The organism is Tsuneonella sp. HG249 (assembly GCF_053819205.1).
Genome location: NZ_JBSOQY010000001.1, coordinates 821,303 through 842,281, shown reverse-complemented (window position 1 = coordinate 842,281; position 20,979 = coordinate 821,303). Strand labels below are relative to the sequence as shown.

The following is a 20,979-nucleotide window of genomic DNA, read 5'->3' as shown; positions in this document are numbered from 1 at the left end:
GCCCGGCTGCGGAACGACCGTCGCGGGCAGGTCTCCTGGCTCCCGGATCGCCGCTTCCTGCCGCCTTCCCGCTTTCGCAGTGGCTCGTGGCGAGGTCGCTCCCCGGTCACAGTTGCGGGGGCAGCGCGGGCATCGAACCCGCTTCCCTCTTCGGTCCGGCAGCAAACCGGACAACCCATGACGTGCCGCGTGCCCTATAGTGGGCGGCCAGGTTTGCCAAGTTTACTCCGCGGCAAGCACCCCGCTTAACCTCCGCCTTGCCCGTGTTCCGCTAAGGGACAGGCGCCGCCATGCGGCTCGCGGTAGACCGCCGTTAGCGATAGCGCCTCCTCAGGAATCTCCTTGAACGACGCCCACGTCCTCCTTGCTCGCCGATCGCGCCGCCCACGGCGCCGCGCAGGGCTGCGTGCCCTCCTGCGGTTCGAGGGTCCGCATCGGGGGCGCCGCCTGGCCGCGCTGGCGATGGCGGTCGCGGTTCCGGCAATGGCCGCGCCCGGCGATTGGCGCACGCTCGATTTGTTGGATCCATCTGCGCCCACCGCCCGGCCCATGCCATTCGAGACTGCCGGCGAGAGCTTCCCGGGCTCGGCGTTCTTCTACCTCGAGGATCTGCCCCGACTACCCGACAGTCACTTGGCGACGGTTGACGATTTGCCGCCGCCTCTGGAAACCGGGTCATACTCCGACGCCCAGCCGGCCGTGGGTCCGGCAGCCCGCGCGTTCGTCCCGGGGGGCAGCGGGCTCGACAAGGCGCGCGCGCTGCAATGCATGACCCTTGCGATCTACTACGAGGCGGCGAACGAGCCGACCGAAGGCCAGCGCGCAGTGGCGCAGGTCATCCTCAATCGCGTCGCTCATCCCAGTTATCCGAATAGCGTTTGCGGCGTCGTCTTCCAGGGCAGCGAGCGGCGCACCGGCTGCCAGTTCAGCTTCACCTGCGACGGCAGCCTTGCTCGCAAGCCGATGCAGGCGACCTGGGACCGGGCGCGCAGCGTGGCGGCAGTGGCGCTATCGGGATCGGTCTACGCCCCCATCGGGCTGGCGACGCACTACCACGCGACGTACGTCTTGCCCTATTGGGCCTCCAGCCTGACCAACGTCGGTACGATCGGGCTCCATACATTCTACAAGTGGCGCGGATCCGCTGGCCGCGCAGACGCCTTCGCCGCACGCTATCGTGGGGGCGAGCCGACGGCCGCGCCGCACCCGCGTCATTTCTCGGACCCGGCAGGCTCGGCGCCCGATCCGGTCGTGCTCGCCCAGGCCTATGAAGCCGCGCGGCGCAAGGCGCTTGCGGGCAGCGAGGTATTTGTGCCGGCCCCTTCGCCGATCTACGCCGAACCCGTGGCGGCACGCGGCGGCGAGCGGCTCTATGCGGCGGAGAATCTGCCGCAGGCCAGCGGCATCAAGGCCGAATTCGCCAACTCGGGCCGCTGGATCGCCGAACCCAAATGACAGCCCCTCCGCGCGCCAAGTCGCGGAAATAGCGCAAAGTTACCACGCGGTAACCCTATCGGCGAACCAGCCTTTAGCGGGCGCGAGCCTAACGCAGGTTATTCCCTCGGTCGCACAGGATACTTTCATGACCTTGCGCTTTGCCGCCGCTCGCACGAGCACCGCCTCCCCGCTCGCACGTGCGCTCGTTCGCAAAGGGCCCGCTCAACCGACGAACGACAACGCTGTCGCTCTTGCCGGACAGGCGGAGTTATGTTCTGAGCTCCGCGCGGCATTGCTTCACTTTGCCGCGCATGGGCTCGGGGCGGCACGTACCGCGAGGGGCGAGGCGGAGCTTGCCCATGCGGCGGGCAACGAAGCTAGCTACCGCTACTGGCTCGGCATCTGCCACACACTCGATCGAAGGATGGCAGGGCGGCTGGTCCGCCGGCACGCGCCGCTTGTCGGCGAGCCCGCCGCTCTCGCGCACACTTAAGCTCCCGCGGCCGAACATTTTCCATAGTAAGCATAGCGTTAACCGCGCGGTGACGTGTTCGCGGCTAGGGCAGCGCCCATGAAAGGGACGCGCGCGATCGGCTGGGGGCGGTCGCTCATGCTATTCCTCGGCCAGGGGGATGCGCTGAGCGAGCAGGTAAAGCGAACGCTCGTTCGGTCGCTCTACGCACAGCCAATGAGCCTCGCCGCCGGATCGGCAGCGGGGGTCATCGCCAGTGGAATTGCCGCTTATGCCAGCGGATCGATCGCTCTTTACGTCGTAGCGGGGCTGACCAGCCTGGTTTCCATTGCCCGGATCATTTTCGCCTACGGCCTTTCGCCGGACGACGAGGCCACGAGCACGATCAAGCTCGAGATGATCTATCTAGCGGGGGCGTTCACTTACGCCCTGCTGCTCGGCGTGGGTGCTGCGCTAACCATTGCTCTCGACATTCGCGACGGCGTTGGCTCGCTCATGTTGGTCAATGCGGTCGGCTATGGCGTGGGGGTTTGCGCCCGCAACGCGGGTCGGCCCCTCGTTGCGATCGGACAACTGGTTCTGACCTCGCTGCCGTTGGTGGTCGCGGCGATGGGACGGGGGACCCTCCCATTCACCTTCCTTGCGGCGACGATTTTCGTGCTGCTGGCGACAATGGCATCGATCGTCAGCGTGCTGTTCCAAACCCTGCGCAATTCCATCTCTGCGGCGGAGACGAGCGCTTTGCTGGCCGAAAAGATGCAGATCCTCGCACGGACCGACGTGGTCACCGGGCTCGCCAATAGGGCGGGCCTCAACCACCTGCTGGCCGAAACCCTTTGCGACCTTGAGGAGGACAGGCTTCTTGCGTTGTTCTGGCTCGATCTGGATCGCTTCAAAGAGGTGAACGACCTCCTCGGCCACACAGTCGGCGACCGGGTCTTGGCTGAGGTGGCCACCCGCCTGCGCGAGGTCGCACCCGCGGGCGCTGCGATCGCTCGGTTCGGCGGCGACGAGTTTATCATGCTCTGCAAGGTCGACAGTCGGGCCGACTGCGAACGGCTTGCGGGGCGCGTGCTCGACAACGTCACTCGTCCGCTCCGGATTGACGACCACCGCCTCGAAGTACCCGCCTCGATGGGCATCGCGATCATGCCGGAGGATGGACTCGACGCCGACGCAATGATGCAATCGGCCGATCTGGCACTCTACCACGCCAAAATCGGCGGAAAGAATCACAGCCGATTCTACGACAAGTCGATGAGCCGCAGTCTGCTGCGCCGGCGCGAGATCGAAGCGGAATTGCGTGGGGCCATCCAGCGCGACGAGCTATCGGTCTTTTTCCAGCCAATCGTCGACCTCGAATGCGGGCGCATCCGCAGCTTTGAGGCGCTGGTGCGTTGGTTCCATCCGGAGAAAGGAGAGCTCAAGCCCGACGAGTTCATCCCTGTGGCCGAGGAGACTGGCCTTATCGTGACGTTAGGCAACTGGATCACGGCGCAGGCCGCGCGGGCGGCCACGCATTGGCCCGACGACGTCACCCTGGCCGTCAATCTATCGCCGATGCAGATCAAGGCTCCCGGCGCGGCACTCGGCATTTTGGCGGCGCTGCGCGAAGCCGGGCTCGATCCGCGGCGGCTCGAGCTCGAAGTGACCGAAAGCTTATTCCTCGAGGACAATCACGCGACGGCTCATTTCATCAACGAGCTATCGGCGGCGGGAGTGCAGTTCGCGCTCGACGACTTCGGCACCGGGTACTCCTCGTTGGGATATATCGACAAATTCCCGTTCCAGCGGATCAAGGTCGATCGCAGTTTCGTTTCCGGGCCCAACGTCGGGCGAAAGAGCCACGCTATCATTTGCGCCGTCGCCGAGCTGGGCGCGCAGCTTGACATGGACATCGTCGCGGAAGGGCTAGAAACACTCGATCAGGTCCACGCGGTGCGCGCCGCCGGCTGTACGCTTGGGCAAGGGTACTACTTTAGCCGCGCGGTCCCCGATTACCTCGCGGCCATGCTTCTCGCACAGGAACGTGATGAGCAAAGAATGCGCGCGGCGGGCTGAAAGGGCTGTCAAGCATGATTGTTTGACCGATTTTCATGCTTCGATGCCTATGATCGACGAATGATTGGGAAACTCCTCCTGCTCGCCGGCTTAGGTTTGGGTGCTCTGTGGTTCATGGGCTATCGCCCTGCCGACCTACAGGGGGCCGCTGACCGGATATCCCGCAGCAATGCGGCGGCCATTTCGCCTGAGCAGCGTAGCAGCGGGGACTGGGGAATTTGACCCTTTGCCAACTTCTTGCTACTGCGAACTAATTGCAAAGATAGTCTGAGCTACCGTCCTTTTGCCGGTTGCAATGCCCTGCCCGCGCGCCTAGGTCCCCGTCGAAATCACGGACTGCCCCGCCCGCGGGACGGCGGCAGCCCTCAGGTTGCCGCTCCCCGCGCGACGGAAGGATCTTTTCCCAGATGGCTCGCAAGAAGATCGCGCTCGTCGGCGCTGGAATGATCGGCGGCACGCTCGCCCACCTCGCCGCCAAGAAGGAACTCGGCGACATCGTCCTGTTCGACATCGCCGAGGGCATCCCTCAGGGCAAGGCGCTCGATCTCAGCCAGTGCGGCCCCGTGGAAGGGTTCGACGCGAAAATTACCGGCACCAACGACTACGCGGATATCGCTGGCGCGGACGTGGTGATCGTCACTGCCGGCGTGGCGCGCAAGCCCGGCATGAGCCGCGACGACCTGCTCGGCATCAACCTCAAGGTGATGAAGTCGGTCGGCGAAGGCATTAAGAACAACGCGCCGGACGCGTTCGTGATCTGCATCACCAACCCACTCGACGCGATGGTCTGGGCGTTGCGCGAGTTCTCGGGGCTGCCGCACCACAAGGTCGTCGGCATGGCAGGCGTGCTCGACAGCGCACGGTTTGCCACGTTCCTAGCGTGGGAATTCGGGGTATCTGTGCGCGACGTCAACGCGTTCGTGTTGGGCGGCCACGGTGACACGATGGTTCCGGTGTTGAGCTATTCCACCATCAGCGGCATCCCTGTCCACGATCTCGCCAAGATCAAAGGCGTCGATGCCGGCAAGCTCGACGAAATCGTCAAGCGCACGCGTGGCGGCGGGGGCGAGATCGTGTCGCTACTCGGCACCGGCAGCGCTTATTATGCCCCAGCCACCAGCGCGATCGCGATGGCCGAGGCCTATCTACGCGATCAGAAGCGGATCTTGCCAGTTGCCGCCTATGTCGACGGGAAGTACGGGCTCAACGGGCTTTATGTCGGCGTGCCCGCCGTGATTGGCGCGGCCGGCCTGGAAGAGGTGGTCGAGATCGCCCTGTCCGACGAGGAAAAGGCCAACCTCAAGGTCTCGACCGACGCGGTTGAGGAACTGCTGGTGGCGTGCAAGAACCTCGACGGAGACCTCGCGTGAGCATCCTCGTCGACCGCACCACGAAGGTCATCACGCAAGGGATGACCGGCGAGACCGGTACGTTCCACACCCAGCAGGCGCTCGACTACGGAACGCAGATGGTCGCGGGCGTCACCCCCGGCAAGGGCGGCACCACGCACATCGGCCTGCCCGTGTACGACACCGTGCACGAGGCGGTGAAGGCGACCGGCGCAACCGCGAGCTGCATCTACGTGCCGCCGCCGTTCGCCGCGGACTCCATCCTCGAGGCGATCGATGCCGAGGTGCCGCTGATCGTCTGCATCACCGAGGGCATTCCGGTGCTCGACATGGTGCGGGTGAAGCGCGCGCTCACCGGCAGCAAGAGCCGCCTGATCGGCCCCAACTGCCCCGGCGTCCTGACGCCGAACGAGTGCAAGATCGGCATCATGCCCGGCAGCATCTTCAAGGCGGGCTCGGTCGGCGTGGTCAGCCGCTCGGGCACGCTCACTTATGAGGCGGTGCACCAGACCACCCAGGTCGGGCTCGGCCAGACCACCGCGGTGGGCATCGGCGGCGACCCGGTCAACGGCACCAACTTCATCGACGTGCTCGAGCTGTTCCTCAAGGACGACGCGACCAAGTCGATCATCATGATCGGCGAGATCGGCGGCAGCGCCGAGGAGGAAGCCGCGCAGTTCATCGCCGACGAGGCTAAGCGTGGCTGGTCCAAGCCGGTGGTCGGCTTCATTGCCGGGCGTACCGCGCCGCCGGGTCGGCGGATGGGCCACGCCGGTGCGATCGTCAGCGGCGGCCAGGGCGGCGCCGACGACAAGATCGCCGCGATGGAAGCCGCCGGCATTCGCGTCAGCCCTTCGCCCGCCGAGCTCGGCACCACGCTCGACGCGCTCCTCAAGGAACTCGCCTGACCGAGAGGCCGGCGCATCTCCTCCCCGGGAGCGTCCGCACGGTTCGGCCATTACCTCATCAAAGGTAGGCACCCCGATGGGTAACGAAGCACACGATTTCCTCCCCGACGACCCGCAACCGGGCCCGTCGTGGGCGCGCAAGCCTTGGCGGAGTGAGGAGGACGACCTCACCCAGGCGCTCGACCCGACCGCGATGCAGCTCGCCATTAAGGCCGCTGTGGCGAAAGGCGGCGTGGGAATCGACCCGGCGGCGATCGAGCAAGCGGCGGCGGACTCGATCCGTGCCATGCTGCTGGTGCGCACCTATCGCGTGCGCGGTCACCTCGGCGCGGACCTCGATCCGCTTGGACTTTCCAAGCAGGATCTGCCGGCCGACCTCGATCCAGCCTACCACGGGCTCACCGGCGCAGCGCTCGACCGCAAGGTTTATGTGGGCGGGACCCTCGGGCTTGAGTGGACCACGGTGCGTGAGCTCGTCGATGTGCTCAAGCGCAACTACTGCGGCAAGGTCGGCTACGAGTACATGCACATCGCCGACGTCGAGGAGCGGCGCTTCATCCAGGATCGGATCGAAGGCGGCGACAAGTCGATCGACTTCACCCCCGAGGGCAAGAAGGCGATCCTCGCGGCGGTGATCCGCGGCGAGCAGTACGAAAGGTTTCTCGGCAAGAAATACGTCGGCACGAAGCGCTTCGGGCTTGACGGCGGCGAGGCGATGATCCCCGCCCTTGAAGCGGTCATCAAGTACGGCGGCAGCCGCGGCGTGAAGGAGATCGTCTACGGCATGGCCCACCGCGGCCGGCTGAACGTGCTCGCGAACGTGATGGCCAAGCCTTACCGGGTGATTTTTCACGAATTCTCCGGCGGCACCGCTAACCCGGAAGATGTCGGGGGCTCGGGCGACGTCAAATATCACCTCGGCACCAGCACCGATCGCGATTTCGACGGCACCAAGGTGCACATGAGCCTGGTGCCCAACCCCAGCCATCTCGAGACGGTCGATCCGATCGTGCTCGGCAAGGTGCGCGCGCAGCAGGCATTCCGCGACGACATTGGCGCCGGCAAGCACAAGCAGGTGCTCCCGGTGCTCATCCACGGCGACGCGGCCTTCGCGGGCCAAGGCGTCGTGTGGGAGTGCTTCGGGCTGTCGGGCGTCAAAGGCTATAACACCGGCGGCTGCATCCACTTCATCATCAACAACCAGATCGGCTTCACGACGAGTCCGCAGTTCGCGCGCTCGTCACCGTACCCGTCGGACGTCGCCAAAGGCGTCCAGGCGCCGATTCTTCACGTCAACGGCGACGATCCGGAAGCGGTGACTTTCGCCTGCAAGCTGGCGACCGATTATCGCCAGACCTTCGGGCGCGACGTGGTGGTCGACATGTGGTGCTATCGCCGCTTCGGTCACAACGAGGGCGACGAGCCGAGCTTCACCCAGCCGCTGATGTACCAGCGCATCCGCGCGCATCCGGCGGTCAGCAAACTCTACGCGGAGGGGCTGGTCGGACAGGGCGTGATTGACCCGAGCTGGGCCGGTGAGACGGAGATGCGGTTCACGCAGGTGCTGGAGCAGGAGTTCGAAGGCTCGAAGAGCTATAAGGCCAATGAGGCGGACTGGTTCGCCGGCCGTTGGACTGGCCTCAGCAAGCCGGCCGATCCGGAGGGTGCGCGCCGGAACATCGAGACCGGCATCGACCGCAAGCTTTTCGACAGCCTCGGCAGAACGCTGACCACGGTCCCCGACGGTCTGACGATCCACAAGACGCTCGCGCGGGTGCTCGACGCCAAGCGTGAGATGTTCGCAAGCGGCCAAGGCTTCGACTGGGCCACGGCGGAGGCGCTGGCCTTCGGCAGTCTCGCGTCGGAAGGCTACAACGTTCGCTTGTCGGGCCAGGATTCCGGTCGCGGCACTTTCAGCCAGCGGCATGCCGTGTGGGTCGACCAGACGGACGAGCGCAAGTACGTCCCGCTGGCGACTGTGCCCCACGGCAAGTTCGAAGTGCATGACAGCCCCTTGAGCGAATACGGCGTGCTAGGTTTCGAGTACGGCTACGCCAGTGCCGATCCCAAGACGCTGGTGTTGTGGGAAGCGCAGTTCGGCGACTTTGCCAACGGCGCGCAGATCGTCATCGACCAGTACATTGCCGCTTCGGAAGCCAAGTGGCTGCGCGCGAACGGTCTGGTGATGCTGCTGCCACACGGCTACGAAGGTCAGGGGCCGGAGCACTCGTCCGCGCGGCTGGAGCGGTTCCTGCAGCTCTGCGCGCAGGACAATATCCAGGTGTGCAACATCACCTCGCCGGCGAACTACTATCACGTGCTGCGCCGCCAGATGCACCGGCCGTTTCGCAAACCACTCGTCATCATGACCCCCAAGTCGCTGCTGCGCCACCCGATGGCCAAGAGCGAGGCGGGCGAGTTCATGGGCGAAGCGCATTTCAAGCGCATCCTGTCCGACCGCAATGGGCCGCCCGACGAGGCGACCAAACGGGCGATCCTGTGCTCCGGCAAGGTCGCCTACGACCTGATGGAGGCGCGCGACGCGGCCGACGTCACCGACACCCAGATAATCCGGATCGAGCAGCTTTATCCGTTTCCCGGCGATCCTCTCGCGAAACGGTTGGCGAAGATGCCCTTGCTCGAAGACGTCGTCTGGTGCCAGGAAGAGCCCCGCAACAACGGTGCGTGGTTCTTCGTCGAGAGCCTGATCGAAGAATCGCTAATCGCCGCCAAGCGCGGCGTCACCCGGCCGCGCTTCGCCGGTCGCCTAGCAAGCGCTTCGCCGGCGACCGGAATCGCCAAGCGGCACGAAGCCGAACAGGGCGCTTTAATCGGCAACGCGCTGGGTCTGTCGGTCCGCTCCGAAATTCGCCGTAGGAAGAAAGCCTGATGTCCACGGAAATCAAAGTGCCCACTCTGGGTGAATCGGTTGCGGAAGCGACAATCGGCGAGTGGTTGAAGAAGCCGGGCGAGGCCGTCGCACTGGACGAGCCGGTCGCCAGCCTCGAGACGGACAAAGTTGCGGTCGAGGTTCCGGCTCCCGTTGCGGGAGTGATGGGACAGTACTCGGTCGCGGTCGGGGACAACGTTCTCGTAGGTGCGGTGATCGCGACCATCGAGGACGACGTCGCCCCCGGAGAGCACACGCAGGTTGAGCGGCGCGAGGAAGCTCCGCCCGCCGAAGCGACCTCGGCGCCGGCACAGGCCCCCACCCCCGCTCCGGCGGTCGCCAAGGAGGCCACCGGCGACGCGACGCAGACACTCAGCCCCGCCGTGCGCCGCGCGGTACTCGAACACGGCGTGGACCCTTCGAGCATCAAAGGCAGCGGGCGCGACGGGCGGCTGACCAAGGAAGATGTGCTGGCAGCAGCACAGGCCAAGACCACGGCACCCGCGCCGGCCCCGGCTCCGGCGGCAGCTTCGGCGCCGACCTCGGCTGCTTCCGATGGCGAACGCCGCGAGGAACGGGTCAAGATGACTCGTATGCGCCAGACGATCGCCAAGCGCCTGAAGAGCGCGCAGGAAACTGCCGCGCTGCTCACGACCTTCAATGATGTGGACATGACCGCGGTCATGGAAGCGCGCGAGAAGTTCAAGGACGCTTTCGCCAAGAAGCACGACATCAAATTGGGCTTCATGAGTTTCTTTGCCAAAGCCGCGTGCTTGGCTCTGAAGGACATCCCATCGGTCAACGCCCAGATCGACGGCGAAGAGATCGTGTACTTCGACTACGTCGATATCTCGGTGGCGGTCAGCGCTCCGAACGGGCTTGTCGTGCCGGTCGTGCGCGACGCGGACAGCAAGAGCTTCGCCCAGATCGAGAAGGACATCGCCGACTTCGGCAAGCGCGCCAAGGACGGCACGCTGACGATGGAAGACATGAAGGGCGGCACCTTCACGATCTCCAACGGCGGGGTGTTCGGCGGCCTGATGTCGACCCCGATCATCAATCCGCCGCAGAGCGCGGTGCTGGGGCTTCACCGGATCGAGGACAGGCCGGTTGTCCGCGACGGGCAGGTCGTGATCCGGCCGATGATGTACATCGCGCTATCGTACGACCACCGCCTGATCGACGGGCGCGAGGCGGTGACCGCACTGAAGACTATAAAGGAGGCGATCGAGGATCCCATGCGGATGCTGATCGACCTGTGACCCCGGAACCCGCCGCAATGCTCCGATACAGGCTGGCGGCCGGCGCCCTGAAGGCGTTCTCGCTGAACGACACCACGCGCCGCGCCTATCGCCGGCTGGGCAACGCGATTGGCGGACAGGCCCGCTCGCGCAAAATCAAGGCCAACGCGGTCGGCAAGGCGGATCGCAGCTTGCGCTTCATGGAAAGCCATGGCGCCATCCGTGATCGCATGCGCCTGCTCGAACTCGGCTCGGGGTGGGTGCACTGGGAAGCTCTGTTCGCGCGGTGTTTCTACGACGTTGAGATCATCCTGTTCGACATGTGGGACAACCGCCAATTCGCTGGTTTCCGCCACCATGCCGCGGCGTTGCGTGATGCGATCCCATCCTTGACAACCCGCCGGCCAGAGGCCCGCGAGGAGGCTGTTGCCCTGCTCAGCCGAGTGATTGACTGCGCAGACTTCTCGGAAGTCTATCGACTGCTTGGCTGGCGCTACCTCGTCGATGCAGGAGGGCGCCTGGACGCCGTGACGGACGGCTCCGTGGACCTCGTTTTCGGCAGCGACGCACTAGAACACGTGCCGGCAGAACGGCTGCCTGAGCTGGTCGAGGATTTTCGGCGCATTCTCCGTTCCGGGGGGCTCGTTGCGCAGCACATCGTGGTGGCCGACCACCTGTGCCTATACGATCCCGCAGCGCACCGGAAAGCCTACCTCGGCTATACCGACAATCAGTGGCAGCGCTGGTTCGATAATGGCGTCCAGCACATCAATCGATGGCAGCTCAGCGATTATGTCCGCCTGTTTCGCGATCACGGCTTCACGGTGCTGGCACAGGAAATCGTGACCAGCGCCGATACCGCTCCCCTAGCCATCGCCCCACGCTGGCGCCACTACGACAAGACCGATCTCGATGCGTGTTTTACGCGGTTGCTCGTCCAGACCTGAAGGAAGACCCGACGTGCCCGAACAGACTTACGACTATGACGTGCTAGTCATCGGCGCCGGCCCAGGCGGCTATGTGGCCGCGATCCGCGCGGCGCAGCTGGGTCTCAAGACGGCCTGCGCCGAAAGCCGGGCGACGCTGGGTGGCACGTGCCTCAACGTGGGCTGTATTCCCTCGAAGGCGATGCTCCACGCGAGCGAGTATTTCGATGCGGCGAAGAATGGCGCAATGGCCGAGATGGGCATCGAGGTCAGCCCAAAGCTCAACCTCGACAAGATGCACGCCCAGCGGCTTGACGCGGTCGGCGGGCTGACCAAGGGCATCGAGTTCCTGTTCAAGAAGAACAAGATCGACTGGAAGAAGGGTCACGCGACCTTTGTCGATGCGCAGACCGTCGATGTGGGCGGCGAGAAGGTGACGGCGAAGAACGTGGTCATTGCTACCGGGTCCTCAGTCACCCCCCTGCCCGGCGTCGAAGTGGACAACGAGAAGCAGATCGTGGTCGACAGCACCGGCGCGCTCGAGCTGCGCAAGGTGCCGAAAAAGTTGGTGGTCATCGGCGGCGGCGTAATCGGCCTTGAACTCGGCTCGGTCTGGCGGCGCCTTGGGGCCGAAGTGATCGTCGTTGAATTCCTCGACCAGTTGCTTCCCGGAATGGACATGGACATCCGCAAGGAAGCGGCCAAGATTTTCAAGAAGCAGGGCATGACCCTCATGCTCGGGACCAAGGTCACCGGCTGCGCGGTCAAGGGCAATGCCGCAACGCTCACGCTCGAGCCTGCCAAGGGCGGCGAAGCCACGACACTCGAGGCGGACTGCGTGCTGGTTTCGATCGGCCGCCGGCCCAACGTCGACGGCCTCGGCCTCGACAAGATCGGGCTGGAGCTCAACCAGCGCGGTCAAATCGAGACCGATCACGACTTCCGCACCAAGGTCGAGGGCGTATGGGCGATCGGCGACGTCATCCCCGGTCCGATGCTCGCGCACAAGGCCGAGGACGAGGGCATCGCTTGCGCTGAGAACATCTCCGGGCAGACCGGTATCGTGAACCATGCGGTGATCCCTGGCGTCGTTTATACGTGGCCGGAGATCGCGGGGGTCGGGCTCACCGAGGAAGACGCCAAGGCGAAGGGCGCGGTCAAGGTCGGCAAGTTCCCGATGATGGCCAACAGCCGCGCCAAGACTAATCACGAGCCGGACGGCTTCGTGAAGATCATCGCCGATGCCGAGACCGACCGCGTGCTGGGTGTCTGGTGCATCGCCAGCGTCGCTGGCACGATGATCGCCCAAGCCGCGCAGGCGATGGAGTTCGGCGCGACAAGCGAGGACATCGCCTACACCTGCCACGCCCACCCGACGCACAGCGAGGCGATCAAGGAAGCGGCGATGGCGGTGCAGGGGAAGCCGATCCACATTTGACGCGGCCGCACGGCTGGCCCATCCCGCGACACGGGAGGGCGATCTATGATTCCGAAGCTGACCAGCGAACCCGGCGCGATCGAGGTCGCGGCGCAAATTCGCTCAGGCGCGCTATCGCCGCTGGAGGCGGTGGACGCCGCGATTGCGCGCATTGAAGCGCTTGATCCGCCGCTAAATGCTGTCGTTGTGCGTGATTTCGAACGTGCAAGAGCCACTGCCAATGCGCTGAAAGATGCATCGCGCGACGACCGACCGTTGTTCGGCGTGCCAATGACGGTCAAGGAAAGTTTCGACATCGCCGGGCTGCCGACCACCTGGGGCCATGTGCAATTCAAGGACCAGCGCGCCCGGCGCGACGCGCGAGTGGTCGCCCTGCTCAAGGAAGCGGGCGCGATCATTCTCGGCAAGACCAACGTGCCGCCCGATCTTGCCGACCTGCAGAGCAACAACCCGGTATATGGGCGCACCAACAACCCGTTCGACCGCTCGCGGGTGTCCGGCGGTTCCTCGGGCGGCTCAGCGGTGGCGGTCGCCAGCGGGATGGTGCCGGCCGAGTACGGCAGCGATATCGGCAGCTCGATCCGCAATCCCGCGCATTTCAACGGCATTTACGGGCACAAGACCACCTTTGGCCTCGTCAGCCGTCGGGGTCATGGGCATCCCATGGCCGGCGGCCGCGACATGCACGATGGACCGCTTTCGGTCACCGGGCCGTTGGCTCGTTCGGCTGAGGACCTCGCGCTCTTGCTCGAGGTAACGGCGGAACGGCCGCTGCCGCGCCGCGAGAAGGCCTTGCGGGAGATGCGCTTCCTCGCCGTGATCGACCATCCGTCGAGCGAGGTCGACGGAGCGGTCCGCGGACCAATCGAGGCCACACTAAACGAGATCGAGCGAGCCGGCGCGCAAGTCGACCGCTCGAGCGACCTTCTCCCTGATCTCGCCGAACAGCACGCCAACTACATGCGTCTCCTCAACGCAGCGATGGCGCGCGGGCGGCCGGGGCCAAACGGGCAGACCATCAGCCTCGCGGACTATTACCTCTTGCTCGATACCCAAGCGCGCAACGAGTATGCATGGGCGGACCTGTTCGCCGAGTACGATTTCGTGCTCGCCCCGCCCCTTCCCTTCGTCGCTTATCCCCATGACGACACGCCGCTGCCGCAGCGCCGCATCGCGATCAACGGCAAGGACACCGCTTTCGGCGACGCGCTCGCCTGGGCTGGCCTGGCCACCTTCCCCAACCTGCCCTCGACCGTCGTGCCGGTCGGAGAGAGCGGCGGACTGCCATGCGGAATGCAGGTGATCGGCGCCGCATGGAACGACCTCGACTGCATCGCCGTGGCCGGCGCCATCGGCACGTTGATGGACCGCTAACCCTTGGAAAACAGCGAGAAGAGCGGTGAAGCGGACATCAGACGCATCGCGCGGGGTCTGCTGGACCTCAGCTTGCCCAAACCCGAATGGACTCACCGCGCCCACTTCGCCGCGGCCCTCTGGCTTCTGGCGCATCCGGCGGTCTTGGCGCGCGAAGGGGGCATGGCGCCGATCATCCGCCGGTACAACGAGGCGACCGGCGTAGCGAACACCGATACCAGTGGCTACCACGAGACTATCACACAGGCCTCTCTAAGCGGGGCGGCCGTGTACTTGGCCGAGGGAGAGACCGACCCGCTCGCGGCGGTGCTGGAGCGTCTGATGGCGGGGCCGCTCGGGGACAAGCGCTGGCCGCTTAGCTATTGGAGCGAGGCCCGGCTGATGTCGGCCGAAGCACGGCGGCGCTGGGTCGGACCGGACATTGCGCCATTCCCCTGGCCGCTCCTCGCACAGAGCGGCGAGGCACTGTAGAAGGCGGTCGTGACCCCCGAAGTCCTCCCGCCGGCTCTCGACCTCATCGGCACCGCGGTGTTCGCCCTCACCGGCGCGTTGCTGGCTGCGCGTCTGAAGCAGACCTTCGTCACGATGGCCTTTTTCGCGCTGGTGACCGGGGTGGGCGGCGGGTCCCTGCGCGACATGCTGCTGGGCGCGCCGGCGTTCTGGCTTCACGACCCCTGGGTGGCGCCGGTCATCTTCGCCACCGCGCTCATCGCCTGGTTCACGCCGCGACGCTGGTGGGAGAACGAGCTCCTGGAATGGGCCGACGCGGCGGGGCTGGCCGCATTCGCCGTGCTGGGAACAGCCAAGGCGCTCGCCTACGGTGTCGCTCCGGTGCCGGCGGCAGTGCTGGGGGTAGTCACGGGCTGTGCGGGCGGTGTGGCGCGCGACGTGATCGCCGGTGTGCCCTCGATCATCATGCGGCCGGAGCTCTATGTGACGGCAGCCGCGCTGGCCGCGGTCGTGACGATGATCGGCGTCGCCGCGGGCATTCGCGACGAAGCCGCGTGGGGGCTCGCCTGGCTAGCGGGGTTCGGACTGCGCGGGGCGGCCATCCGTTGGCGACTGGCGCTGCCGGCCTATCGCAAAGGCTGACTTCAGCCGGGAAAGTCCGGCGCCTGCGCGGTCTCGTAGCGATCATCCTCGCTAGATTCCGGCAAGGCTTCGCTTTCGATCGGACCGCCGGGATAAACAGAAATCTGCTCTCCGGCCGCGTCCTGCGCCGAGCGCGCGGCACTATAGCGGTCGTCGTCCCACTGCTGGTCCTCGGCGACTCCGCGATAAGCGCTTCCCTGTCCGTAATCGACGTCGTCAATACGGCCGTCGTCGCCGATGGTGCAGCGGAAAGTGCCCCCTGTGCGCAGGCGGCCGGATACGTCCCACCCGGCGCCGGTGCGGTTTACGCTATCGACTGTTTCGAGCCTGGCGTTACGCTCGACCTCGCGAACGCACAGGTCGACCGCACGATCGAGGCCGTGATTGTCACCCCAGCCGGAGTTGTAACGGCGGGTGCGATAGTCGGAGCGGTAGTCCCCGCCGGGATAGCGGTAATCGCGATCGCGGTAGGGGTCGTTCCGGCTGGCCTTGCTCGCCGCGCTGGCAACCGCAGCTATCGTACCAATCACCAGCAACCCGCCGATCACGTCCCCCGCATCCACGCGGTCCCTACGCCAACGGCGATGGTTCTGCACGTCGGCCGCGTCCGGGTCGAACACGCCGGCACCTTGCGGTGAAATTCGGGGTAACTCGGCGGCAGCCAATGGAGCTACAACCATCGATGCGGAAGCCAAGAGAGCGGCAGCGGAAGCGATTCTAAAGAACATGATCTGTGACCCCTCAATCCAGATCGTGCGGCAAAATGCCGCATGGTGCCGAACGAATAGGCGGCTCAGGCTTGCAACAGCCTGAACCGCCCATCATATCAGTCAGGTGACGCTCGGCTTACCAGCCGTAGGCGCCGCGATAGCGTTGGTTGCGCAGACCGCTGTAATCGAGATCCACGACCCGGCCGTACTGGACGTCGCAAGTGAACCTGCCCTGGTCATAGTTGCGACCGCTGTAGCGGTAGTTATAGTCGCGGCCCCAGCCGCTGCCACGTTCGTTCACGATGACCGTGCCCTTCACGCGGTAGCCGTAGCGGTTGCGATCGATGTCGCGGATGTCGGTAACGCGGGCACCGTACGCCCCGCGCTGAGCGGCGCTGACGCACTGCTCGACCGCTTGGCGCGAACTGCCGCCATTGTAACCGTAACCGTTGTCATAGCGGTCGCCGTAGTAAGGCTCGCCGTAAGTGCCGCGGTAGCGATCGTTCTTGCCGATCGCGCCCGCGACGGCGGCGATGCCGCCGATGACCAATGCGCCGGCGATGATGTCGCCTGCATCAATGCCGTCATTGTCGCGGTGGCGGCTCTGCGCCATCGCGGGGGTTGCTGCAGTCAGAGCCATCGCGCCAGCCGCGACGGTTCCGACGAGGGCTTTCGAAATGGTCTTCATGGCTCACCTCACAGTTGGCGAAAGAACGATTCTGCCGCCTTGTGGTGCCTGTCTACGTGAGTCGGCGTGAGGCGAGCCTGAATTGCAGCGTTAGCTCCCATTCAGGTAAAATACCGTTCTGATGAATATGCAAACTGCTGGTCACGAACGAAAAGGGCCGGAGATGATCCGGCCCTTTTGATATGTCGCGGGAGTTCCGAAGTGATCAGGCGTCTTCGAACTCATCTTCGTCGGCGTTCATGACAGGGCCCGAATCCTGGCCCTTTGCGGTGACGTCACGGTCGACGAACTCGATAATCGCAATCGGGGCGGCATCGCTCTGGCGGAAGCCTGCCTTGATGATGCGGATGTAGCCACCTTCGCGGCCGGCATAACGTTCGGCCAGGACGTCGAACAGCTTCTTGAGCTGCGCGTCGTCGCCAAGGCGGCTCTGCGCCAGGCGGCGGTTGCTCAGCCCCCCGCGCTTGGCGAGAGTGACCAGCTTCTCGACGTAAGGCCGCAGCTCCTTCGCCTTCGGCGTGGTGGTCATGATCTGCTCGTGCTTGATCAGCGCGGCAGCCAGGTTGCGCAGCAGCGCGGCGCGGTGGCCGCTCTTGCGCTGCAGCTTACGGCCCGAATGTCCGTGGCGCATATCTTGTACTCCGTTCGTAGGGGGCCCGTGTCAGGTAGCCCGATGCAGGCCGGAAGATTGGGTCCGGCCCATGCCCCGTTGGCTTGATCAGCCGAGCAGTTCCTGCTCGAGCTTCTTGGCCATTTCCTCGATGTTCTCCGGCGGCCAGCCGGGAATGTCCATGCCGAGGCGCAGGCCCATCGAGCTCAGGACTTCCTTGATCTCGTTGAGGCTCTTGCGGCCGAAGTTCGGCGTGCGGAGCATCTCGGCCTCGGTCTTCTGCACCAGGTCGCCGATGTAGATGATGTTGTCGTTCTTGAGGCAGTTGGCACTGCGCACCGACAGCTCGAGCTCGTCGACCTTCTTGAGAAGGTAGCGGTTGAGCTGGTTGGCGTCGTTTTCCTCGGCCGGTGCGGCCATGCCGATCATCGGGCTCGAGGAAACCGGCACGCCGTCCTCGAAGTGGACGAACAGCGCGAGCTGATCCTGCAGGATGCGGGCGGCATAGGCCACGGCATCTTCCGGAGTAACGGTGCCATCGGTCTCTACGGTCAGGCTCAGCTTGTCGAAGTCGAGTTCCTGGCCCACGCGGGCGTTCTCGACCTTGTAGCTGACCTGGCGAACCGGCGAGTAGAGCGAGTCGACCGGGATCAGGCCGATCGGCGCATCCACCGGACGATTGCCGACGGCGGGGACATAGCCCTTACCGGTGTCTGCGGTGAGCTCCATGTTGAGGTTGGCGCCCTCGTCGAGATGGCAGATCACGAGATCCTTGTTCATGACCTCGATGTCGCCCGACACGGCGATGTCACCGGCGGTGACTTCGCCCGGGCCGGTGGCGGCGAGCTGGAGCCGCTTCGGCCCCTCGCCTTCCATCTTGAGCGCAATCTGCTTCACGTTGAGCACGATGTCGGTCACGTCCTCGCGAACGCCGGCGAGCGACGAGAACTCGTGCAGCACGTTCTCGATCTTGATCGAAGTGATCGCAGCGCCCTGGAGGCTCGAGAGAAGAACGCGGCGCAGCGCGTTGCCGAGCGTCAGGCCGAAGCCGCGCTCCAGCGGCTCGGCGACGAAAGTGGCCTTGCGGCCCTTCGCGGCGTCCTTGACCTCGAGGCTGTTGGGCTTCTTGAGTTCCTGCCAGTTCTTGGTGTTGACGGCCATGGATATCCCCTGGGGTTCAAATCGGGTGCGGGACCGGCGCGGCGGAGCGTCCGATCCTGCGAAAAATCGGCGGCGGGGAGCGACCCTGCCGCCGGCAGGTATCAGACGCGGCGGCGCTTGCTGGGCCGCACGCCGTTGTGCGGGATCGGGGTCACGTCGCGGATCGAGGTGATCGTGAAGCCGACCGCCTGCAGCGCCCGCAGCGCGCTCTCGCGGCCCGAGCCGGGGCCCTTGACCTCGACCTCGAGCGTCCGGACACCGTGTTCGGCAGCCTTCTTGCCGGCGTCGTCAGCGGCGACCTGGGCGGCGTAGGGAGTCGACTTGCGGCTGCCCTTGAAGCCCATCATGCCCGCCGAAGACCAGCTGATCGCATTGCCCTGCGCGTCGGTTATGGTGATCATGGTGTTGTTGAAGCTGGCGTTCACGTGCGCGACGCCGCTGGAGATGTTCTTGCGTTCGCGGCGCTTAATGCGCTGGGGTTCGCGTGCCATGTGGGAATTCCTGTCCTAGATCCAAGAGAGCAGCTGCAGCCTGGCGGCGCGGCTTACTTCTTCTTGCCGGCGATCGGCTTGGCCTTGCCCTTGCGGGTGCGGGCGTTGGTGTGGGTGCGCTGGCCGCGGACCGGCAGGCCCTTGCGGTGGCGCAGGCCACGATAGCTGGCCAGATCCATCAGGCGCTTGATGTTCATCGCCGTCTCGCGGCGGAGGTCGCCCTCGACCGAGTGATCGGCGTCGATCGTCTCGCGGATCTGCAGCACTTCCGCGTCGGACAGGTCCTGCACGCGGCGGCTGTGATCGATACCCAGCTTGTCGGCAATCTTGACCGCGGTCGTGCGGCCGATCCCGTGGATGTAGGTGAGCGCGATGATTACGCGCTTGTTGGTGGGGAGGTTGACCCCGGCAATACGTGCCACTTAATTCTCCATGCTCCACAGGGACGAAGCCCAACGGCAGCCCCTATCTCATCGCTTTGCATTCGACGGCGGCCGATCGGCCTGACGGCAAAAAGCCCGGGTGGCGCGAGCGCGCCGCCGGACTCATCCCGCGGTGTCGAATGAGGGGCGCGCTTACGGCGATTCGGCCGCCTCGTCAATGGCCGAGCGCGCGAAAACGAGCGGGCCCCAAACGGCCCCGCTTCCCGCTGAGAGGCATTATCTACACCCGATCGGCCTTGGGGTCAAAGCCGATCGCCGGCGTCGGGCGTCCTAGTCGTCCATCTTGTCGAGAGCCGCACCCACGTCGTCTCCAGCGGGTTCGTCAGTGGGCCGGTCGGCCGGCTTGGCCGCCGGAGCAGTGGCGGCCGCGGATACGGTGCCGAGCTTGTCCGCCAAGCGGCCCAGTTGCTCGCTCATCACGCCATCTACTGCCTTGGATATTTTCGCGACTTCGAACCGCATGTGTCCCGCGACGATGTATTCCCAGGTCAATTTCGTGCCGCCCGACGCCTTGTCCGGTTGCATCGTGATGGTGAGGACCCCGTCGACAGGCTCACTCTGCAACGGCCCCAGCCCACCGCGCATCCGCAGCACCTTCATGGGCTCGGCCATCACCACCGTCATGTGCTGGGCACTTCCCGCCAGGCCGACTTCGGCCGCGCCGTCCTTCTCGGGAATGCGCTCGCAAAAGCAGCCGCCGGCCTGGGGCGTGATCGTCAGGTTCGCGGCGTCGCCGGACCAGCTATGGGCCTTGTTCCACCATTGGGCCGGCTCGATGAGGGCGAGCCATGTGGCGCGCGGCGCTGACTTCACTGTCGCGCTATCCCGGGTCACGAAATGGTCCGCGGAGGATTCCACCACCTCGGCGCAAGCCGGCTGCGCCAAGGCCAGCGTCGCCAGACCCAATACCCAAACTCTATCCATGCTCACCCCCCCCACCGCTCTCATTCAATGAGCGTTATATCTCGCAAAGCTCGAACTGCAGCATAAGATATCCGCCCAGAACGTGGGGCGGCGGGAAAGCGCGCTCAGTCCTCGAGAATGCTCTCGATAGCTTGGGATACGGCGCCGATATCCGCCATGCCATCGACCCGGTGAACGATGCCGCGCGCTTCGTAGATCGGCAGGATCGGCGCGGTCTTGGCGCGATACTCGGCCATGCGGGTGCGGACGGTATCTTCGTTATCGTCGGGCCGCCGCTTGAATTCGCGCGCGCCGCACCGGTCGCAGGTCGCTTCGACGCGCGGCTGCTTGAAAACGTCGTGATATCCTTCGCCGCAGTTCGCACAGGTAAAGCGGCCAGTGATCCGCTCCACCAGCGCGTCCTCGTCGACTTCGAGTTCGATTACCCGGTCGAGTTGCCGGCCGTGGCTCGCGAGTAGCGCGTCCAGCGCATGAGCCTGGGCCTCGGTTCGCGGATAGCCGTCGAAGATGGCGCCGACCGAAGGCCCCATTGCGGTAAGCTCCTCGTCGATCAGCCCGCTGACGATCGCGTCGGACACCAACTCGCCCCGTTCCATGACCGCCTTCGCCTCCAGCCCGACCGGAGTTCCGGCCTTGACGGCGGCGCGCAGCATGTCGCCGGTCGAGAGCTGGCGCATGCCATGATGCTCGACGAGCCGCTGCGCTTGGGTGCCCTTGCCCGCACCGGGAGGGCCAAGAAGAATGATGTTCACGGCGGCGCTCCC

General features: G+C 65.3%; 20 protein-coding genes and 1 riboswitch. Of the genes, 12 read left to right on the top strand and 8 right to left on the bottom strand.

Features of this window, described 5'->3' with window-relative positions; genetic code table 11:
- Window positions 1-8: 8 nt before the first annotated feature.
- Window positions 9-194: riboswitch (cobalamin riboswitch) on the bottom strand.
- 148 nt (window positions 195-342) lie between these two features.
- The 12 genes from ACWPM1_RS04150 to ACWPM1_RS04095 all read left to right on the top strand — a co-directional run bounded on the left by ACWPM1_RS04150 (window position 343) and on the right by ACWPM1_RS04095 (window position 15,188).
- Entirely contained in the window at window positions 343-1,455 is a 1,113-nt protein-coding gene (locus ACWPM1_RS04150) for a cell wall hydrolase (protein WP_455693573.1), read from the top strand.
- A 127-nt stretch (window positions 1,456-1,582) separates the two neighbouring features.
- Complete coding sequence (locus ACWPM1_RS04145) at window positions 1,583-1,930, top strand: hypothetical protein (RefSeq protein ID WP_455693572.1); 348 nt, start codon at window positions 1,583-1,585, stop codon at window positions 1,928-1,930.
- A 78-nt stretch (window positions 1,931-2,008) separates the two neighbouring features.
- Window positions 2,009-3,970: a putative bifunctional diguanylate cyclase/phosphodiesterase gene (locus ACWPM1_RS04140; protein ID WP_455693571.1), complete on the top strand. Its 1,962-nt coding sequence runs from the start codon at window positions 2,009-2,011 to the stop codon at window positions 3,968-3,970.
- Between the two features lie 407 nt (window positions 3,971-4,377).
- Window positions 4,378-5,340 carry a malate dehydrogenase gene (gene mdh / locus ACWPM1_RS04135; RefSeq protein WP_455693570.1) on the top strand — a complete coding sequence of 321 codons (963 nt, stop codon included), beginning with the start codon at window positions 4,378-4,380 and terminating at the stop codon, window positions 5,338-5,340.
- A complete protein-coding gene (gene sucD / locus ACWPM1_RS04130) occupies window positions 5,337-6,227 on the top strand; it encodes a succinate--CoA ligase subunit alpha (RefSeq protein WP_455693569.1) in 891 nt (296 codons plus the stop codon). The genes mdh and sucD overlap by 4 nt, the downstream gene beginning before the upstream one ends.
- A gap of 76 nt (window positions 6,228-6,303) precedes the next feature.
- Window positions 6,304-9,117 carry a 2-oxoglutarate dehydrogenase E1 component gene (locus ACWPM1_RS04125; protein ID WP_455693568.1) on the top strand — a complete coding sequence of 938 codons (2,814 nt, stop codon included), beginning with the start codon at window positions 6,304-6,306 and terminating at the stop codon, window positions 9,115-9,117.
- Window positions 9,117-10,379, top strand: coding sequence for a 2-oxoglutarate dehydrogenase complex dihydrolipoyllysine-residue succinyltransferase (gene odhB, locus ACWPM1_RS04120; protein ID WP_455693567.1), 1,263 nt, complete (start codon window positions 9,117-9,119; stop codon window positions 10,377-10,379). The genes ACWPM1_RS04125 and odhB overlap by 1 nt, the downstream gene beginning before the upstream one ends.
- 17 nt (window positions 10,380-10,396) lie before the next feature.
- Window positions 10,397-11,305 (top strand): methyltransferase domain-containing protein, encoded by a 909-nt coding sequence (locus tag ACWPM1_RS04115; RefSeq protein ID WP_455693566.1) that lies wholly within the window; start codon window positions 10,397-10,399, stop codon window positions 11,303-11,305.
- Between the two features lie 13 nt (window positions 11,306-11,318).
- A complete protein-coding gene (lpdA, locus tag ACWPM1_RS04110) occupies window positions 11,319-12,722 on the top strand; it encodes a dihydrolipoyl dehydrogenase (protein ID WP_455693565.1) in 1,404 nt (467 codons plus the stop codon).
- A 45-nt stretch (window positions 12,723-12,767) separates the two neighbouring features.
- Window positions 12,768-14,096: an amidase family protein gene (locus ACWPM1_RS04105; RefSeq protein ID WP_455693564.1), complete on the top strand. Its 1,329-nt coding sequence runs from the start codon at window positions 12,768-12,770 to the stop codon at window positions 14,094-14,096.
- Window positions 14,097-14,099: 3 nt separating this feature from the next.
- On the top strand, window positions 14,100-14,567 hold the full coding sequence (locus ACWPM1_RS04100) for a hypothetical protein (RefSeq protein ID WP_455693563.1): 468 nt from the start codon (window positions 14,100-14,102) through the stop codon (window positions 14,565-14,567).
- A gap of 9 nt (window positions 14,568-14,576) precedes the next feature.
- Window positions 14,577-15,188: a trimeric intracellular cation channel family protein gene (locus ACWPM1_RS04095; RefSeq protein WP_455693562.1), complete on the top strand. Its 612-nt coding sequence runs from the start codon at window positions 14,577-14,579 to the stop codon at window positions 15,186-15,188.
- 2 nt (window positions 15,189-15,190) lie between these two features.
- Here ACWPM1_RS04095 and ACWPM1_RS04090 read toward each other — a convergent pair whose 3' ends face one another.
- The 8 genes from ACWPM1_RS04090 to ACWPM1_RS04055 all read right to left on the bottom strand — a co-directional run bounded on the left by ACWPM1_RS04090 (window position 15,191) and on the right by ACWPM1_RS04055 (window position 20,967).
- Window positions 15,191-15,808: a hypothetical protein gene (locus ACWPM1_RS04090; RefSeq protein ID WP_455693561.1), complete on the bottom strand. Its 618-nt coding sequence runs from the start codon at window positions 15,806-15,808 to the stop codon at window positions 15,191-15,193.
- A gap of 226 nt (window positions 15,809-16,034) precedes the next feature.
- Window positions 16,035-16,586, bottom strand: coding sequence for a hypothetical protein (locus ACWPM1_RS04085; protein ID WP_455693560.1), 552 nt, complete (start codon window positions 16,584-16,586; stop codon window positions 16,035-16,037).
- A gap of 205 nt (window positions 16,587-16,791) precedes the next feature.
- The gene (rplQ, locus tag ACWPM1_RS04080; RefSeq protein WP_455693559.1) at window positions 16,792-17,217 is read right to left on the bottom strand and encodes a 50S ribosomal protein L17; all 426 of its coding nucleotides are present in this window, start codon (window positions 17,215-17,217) and stop codon (window positions 16,792-16,794) included.
- An 87-nt stretch (window positions 17,218-17,304) separates the two neighbouring features.
- Window positions 17,305-18,357, bottom strand: coding sequence for a DNA-directed RNA polymerase subunit alpha (locus ACWPM1_RS04075; RefSeq protein ID WP_455693558.1), 1,053 nt, complete (start codon window positions 18,355-18,357; stop codon window positions 17,305-17,307).
- Window positions 18,358-18,458: 101 nt separating this feature from the next.
- A complete protein-coding gene (gene rpsK / locus ACWPM1_RS04070) occupies window positions 18,459-18,848 on the bottom strand; it encodes a 30S ribosomal protein S11 (protein ID WP_057884041.1) in 390 nt (129 codons plus the stop codon).
- Window positions 18,849-18,901: 53 nt separating this feature from the next.
- Complete coding sequence (gene rpsM / locus ACWPM1_RS04065) at window positions 18,902-19,270, bottom strand: 30S ribosomal protein S13 (RefSeq protein WP_455693557.1); 369 nt, start codon at window positions 19,268-19,270, stop codon at window positions 18,902-18,904.
- Between the two features lie 291 nt (window positions 19,271-19,561).
- On the bottom strand, window positions 19,562-20,215 hold the full coding sequence (locus tag ACWPM1_RS04060; RefSeq protein ID WP_455693556.1) for an SRPBCC family protein: 654 nt from the start codon (window positions 20,213-20,215) through the stop codon (window positions 19,562-19,564).
- A 104-nt stretch (window positions 20,216-20,319) separates the two neighbouring features.
- On the bottom strand, window positions 20,320-20,967 hold the full coding sequence (locus ACWPM1_RS04055; RefSeq protein ID WP_455693555.1) for an adenylate kinase: 648 nt from the start codon (window positions 20,965-20,967) through the stop codon (window positions 20,320-20,322).
- Window positions 20,968-20,979 lie beyond the last annotated feature (12 nt).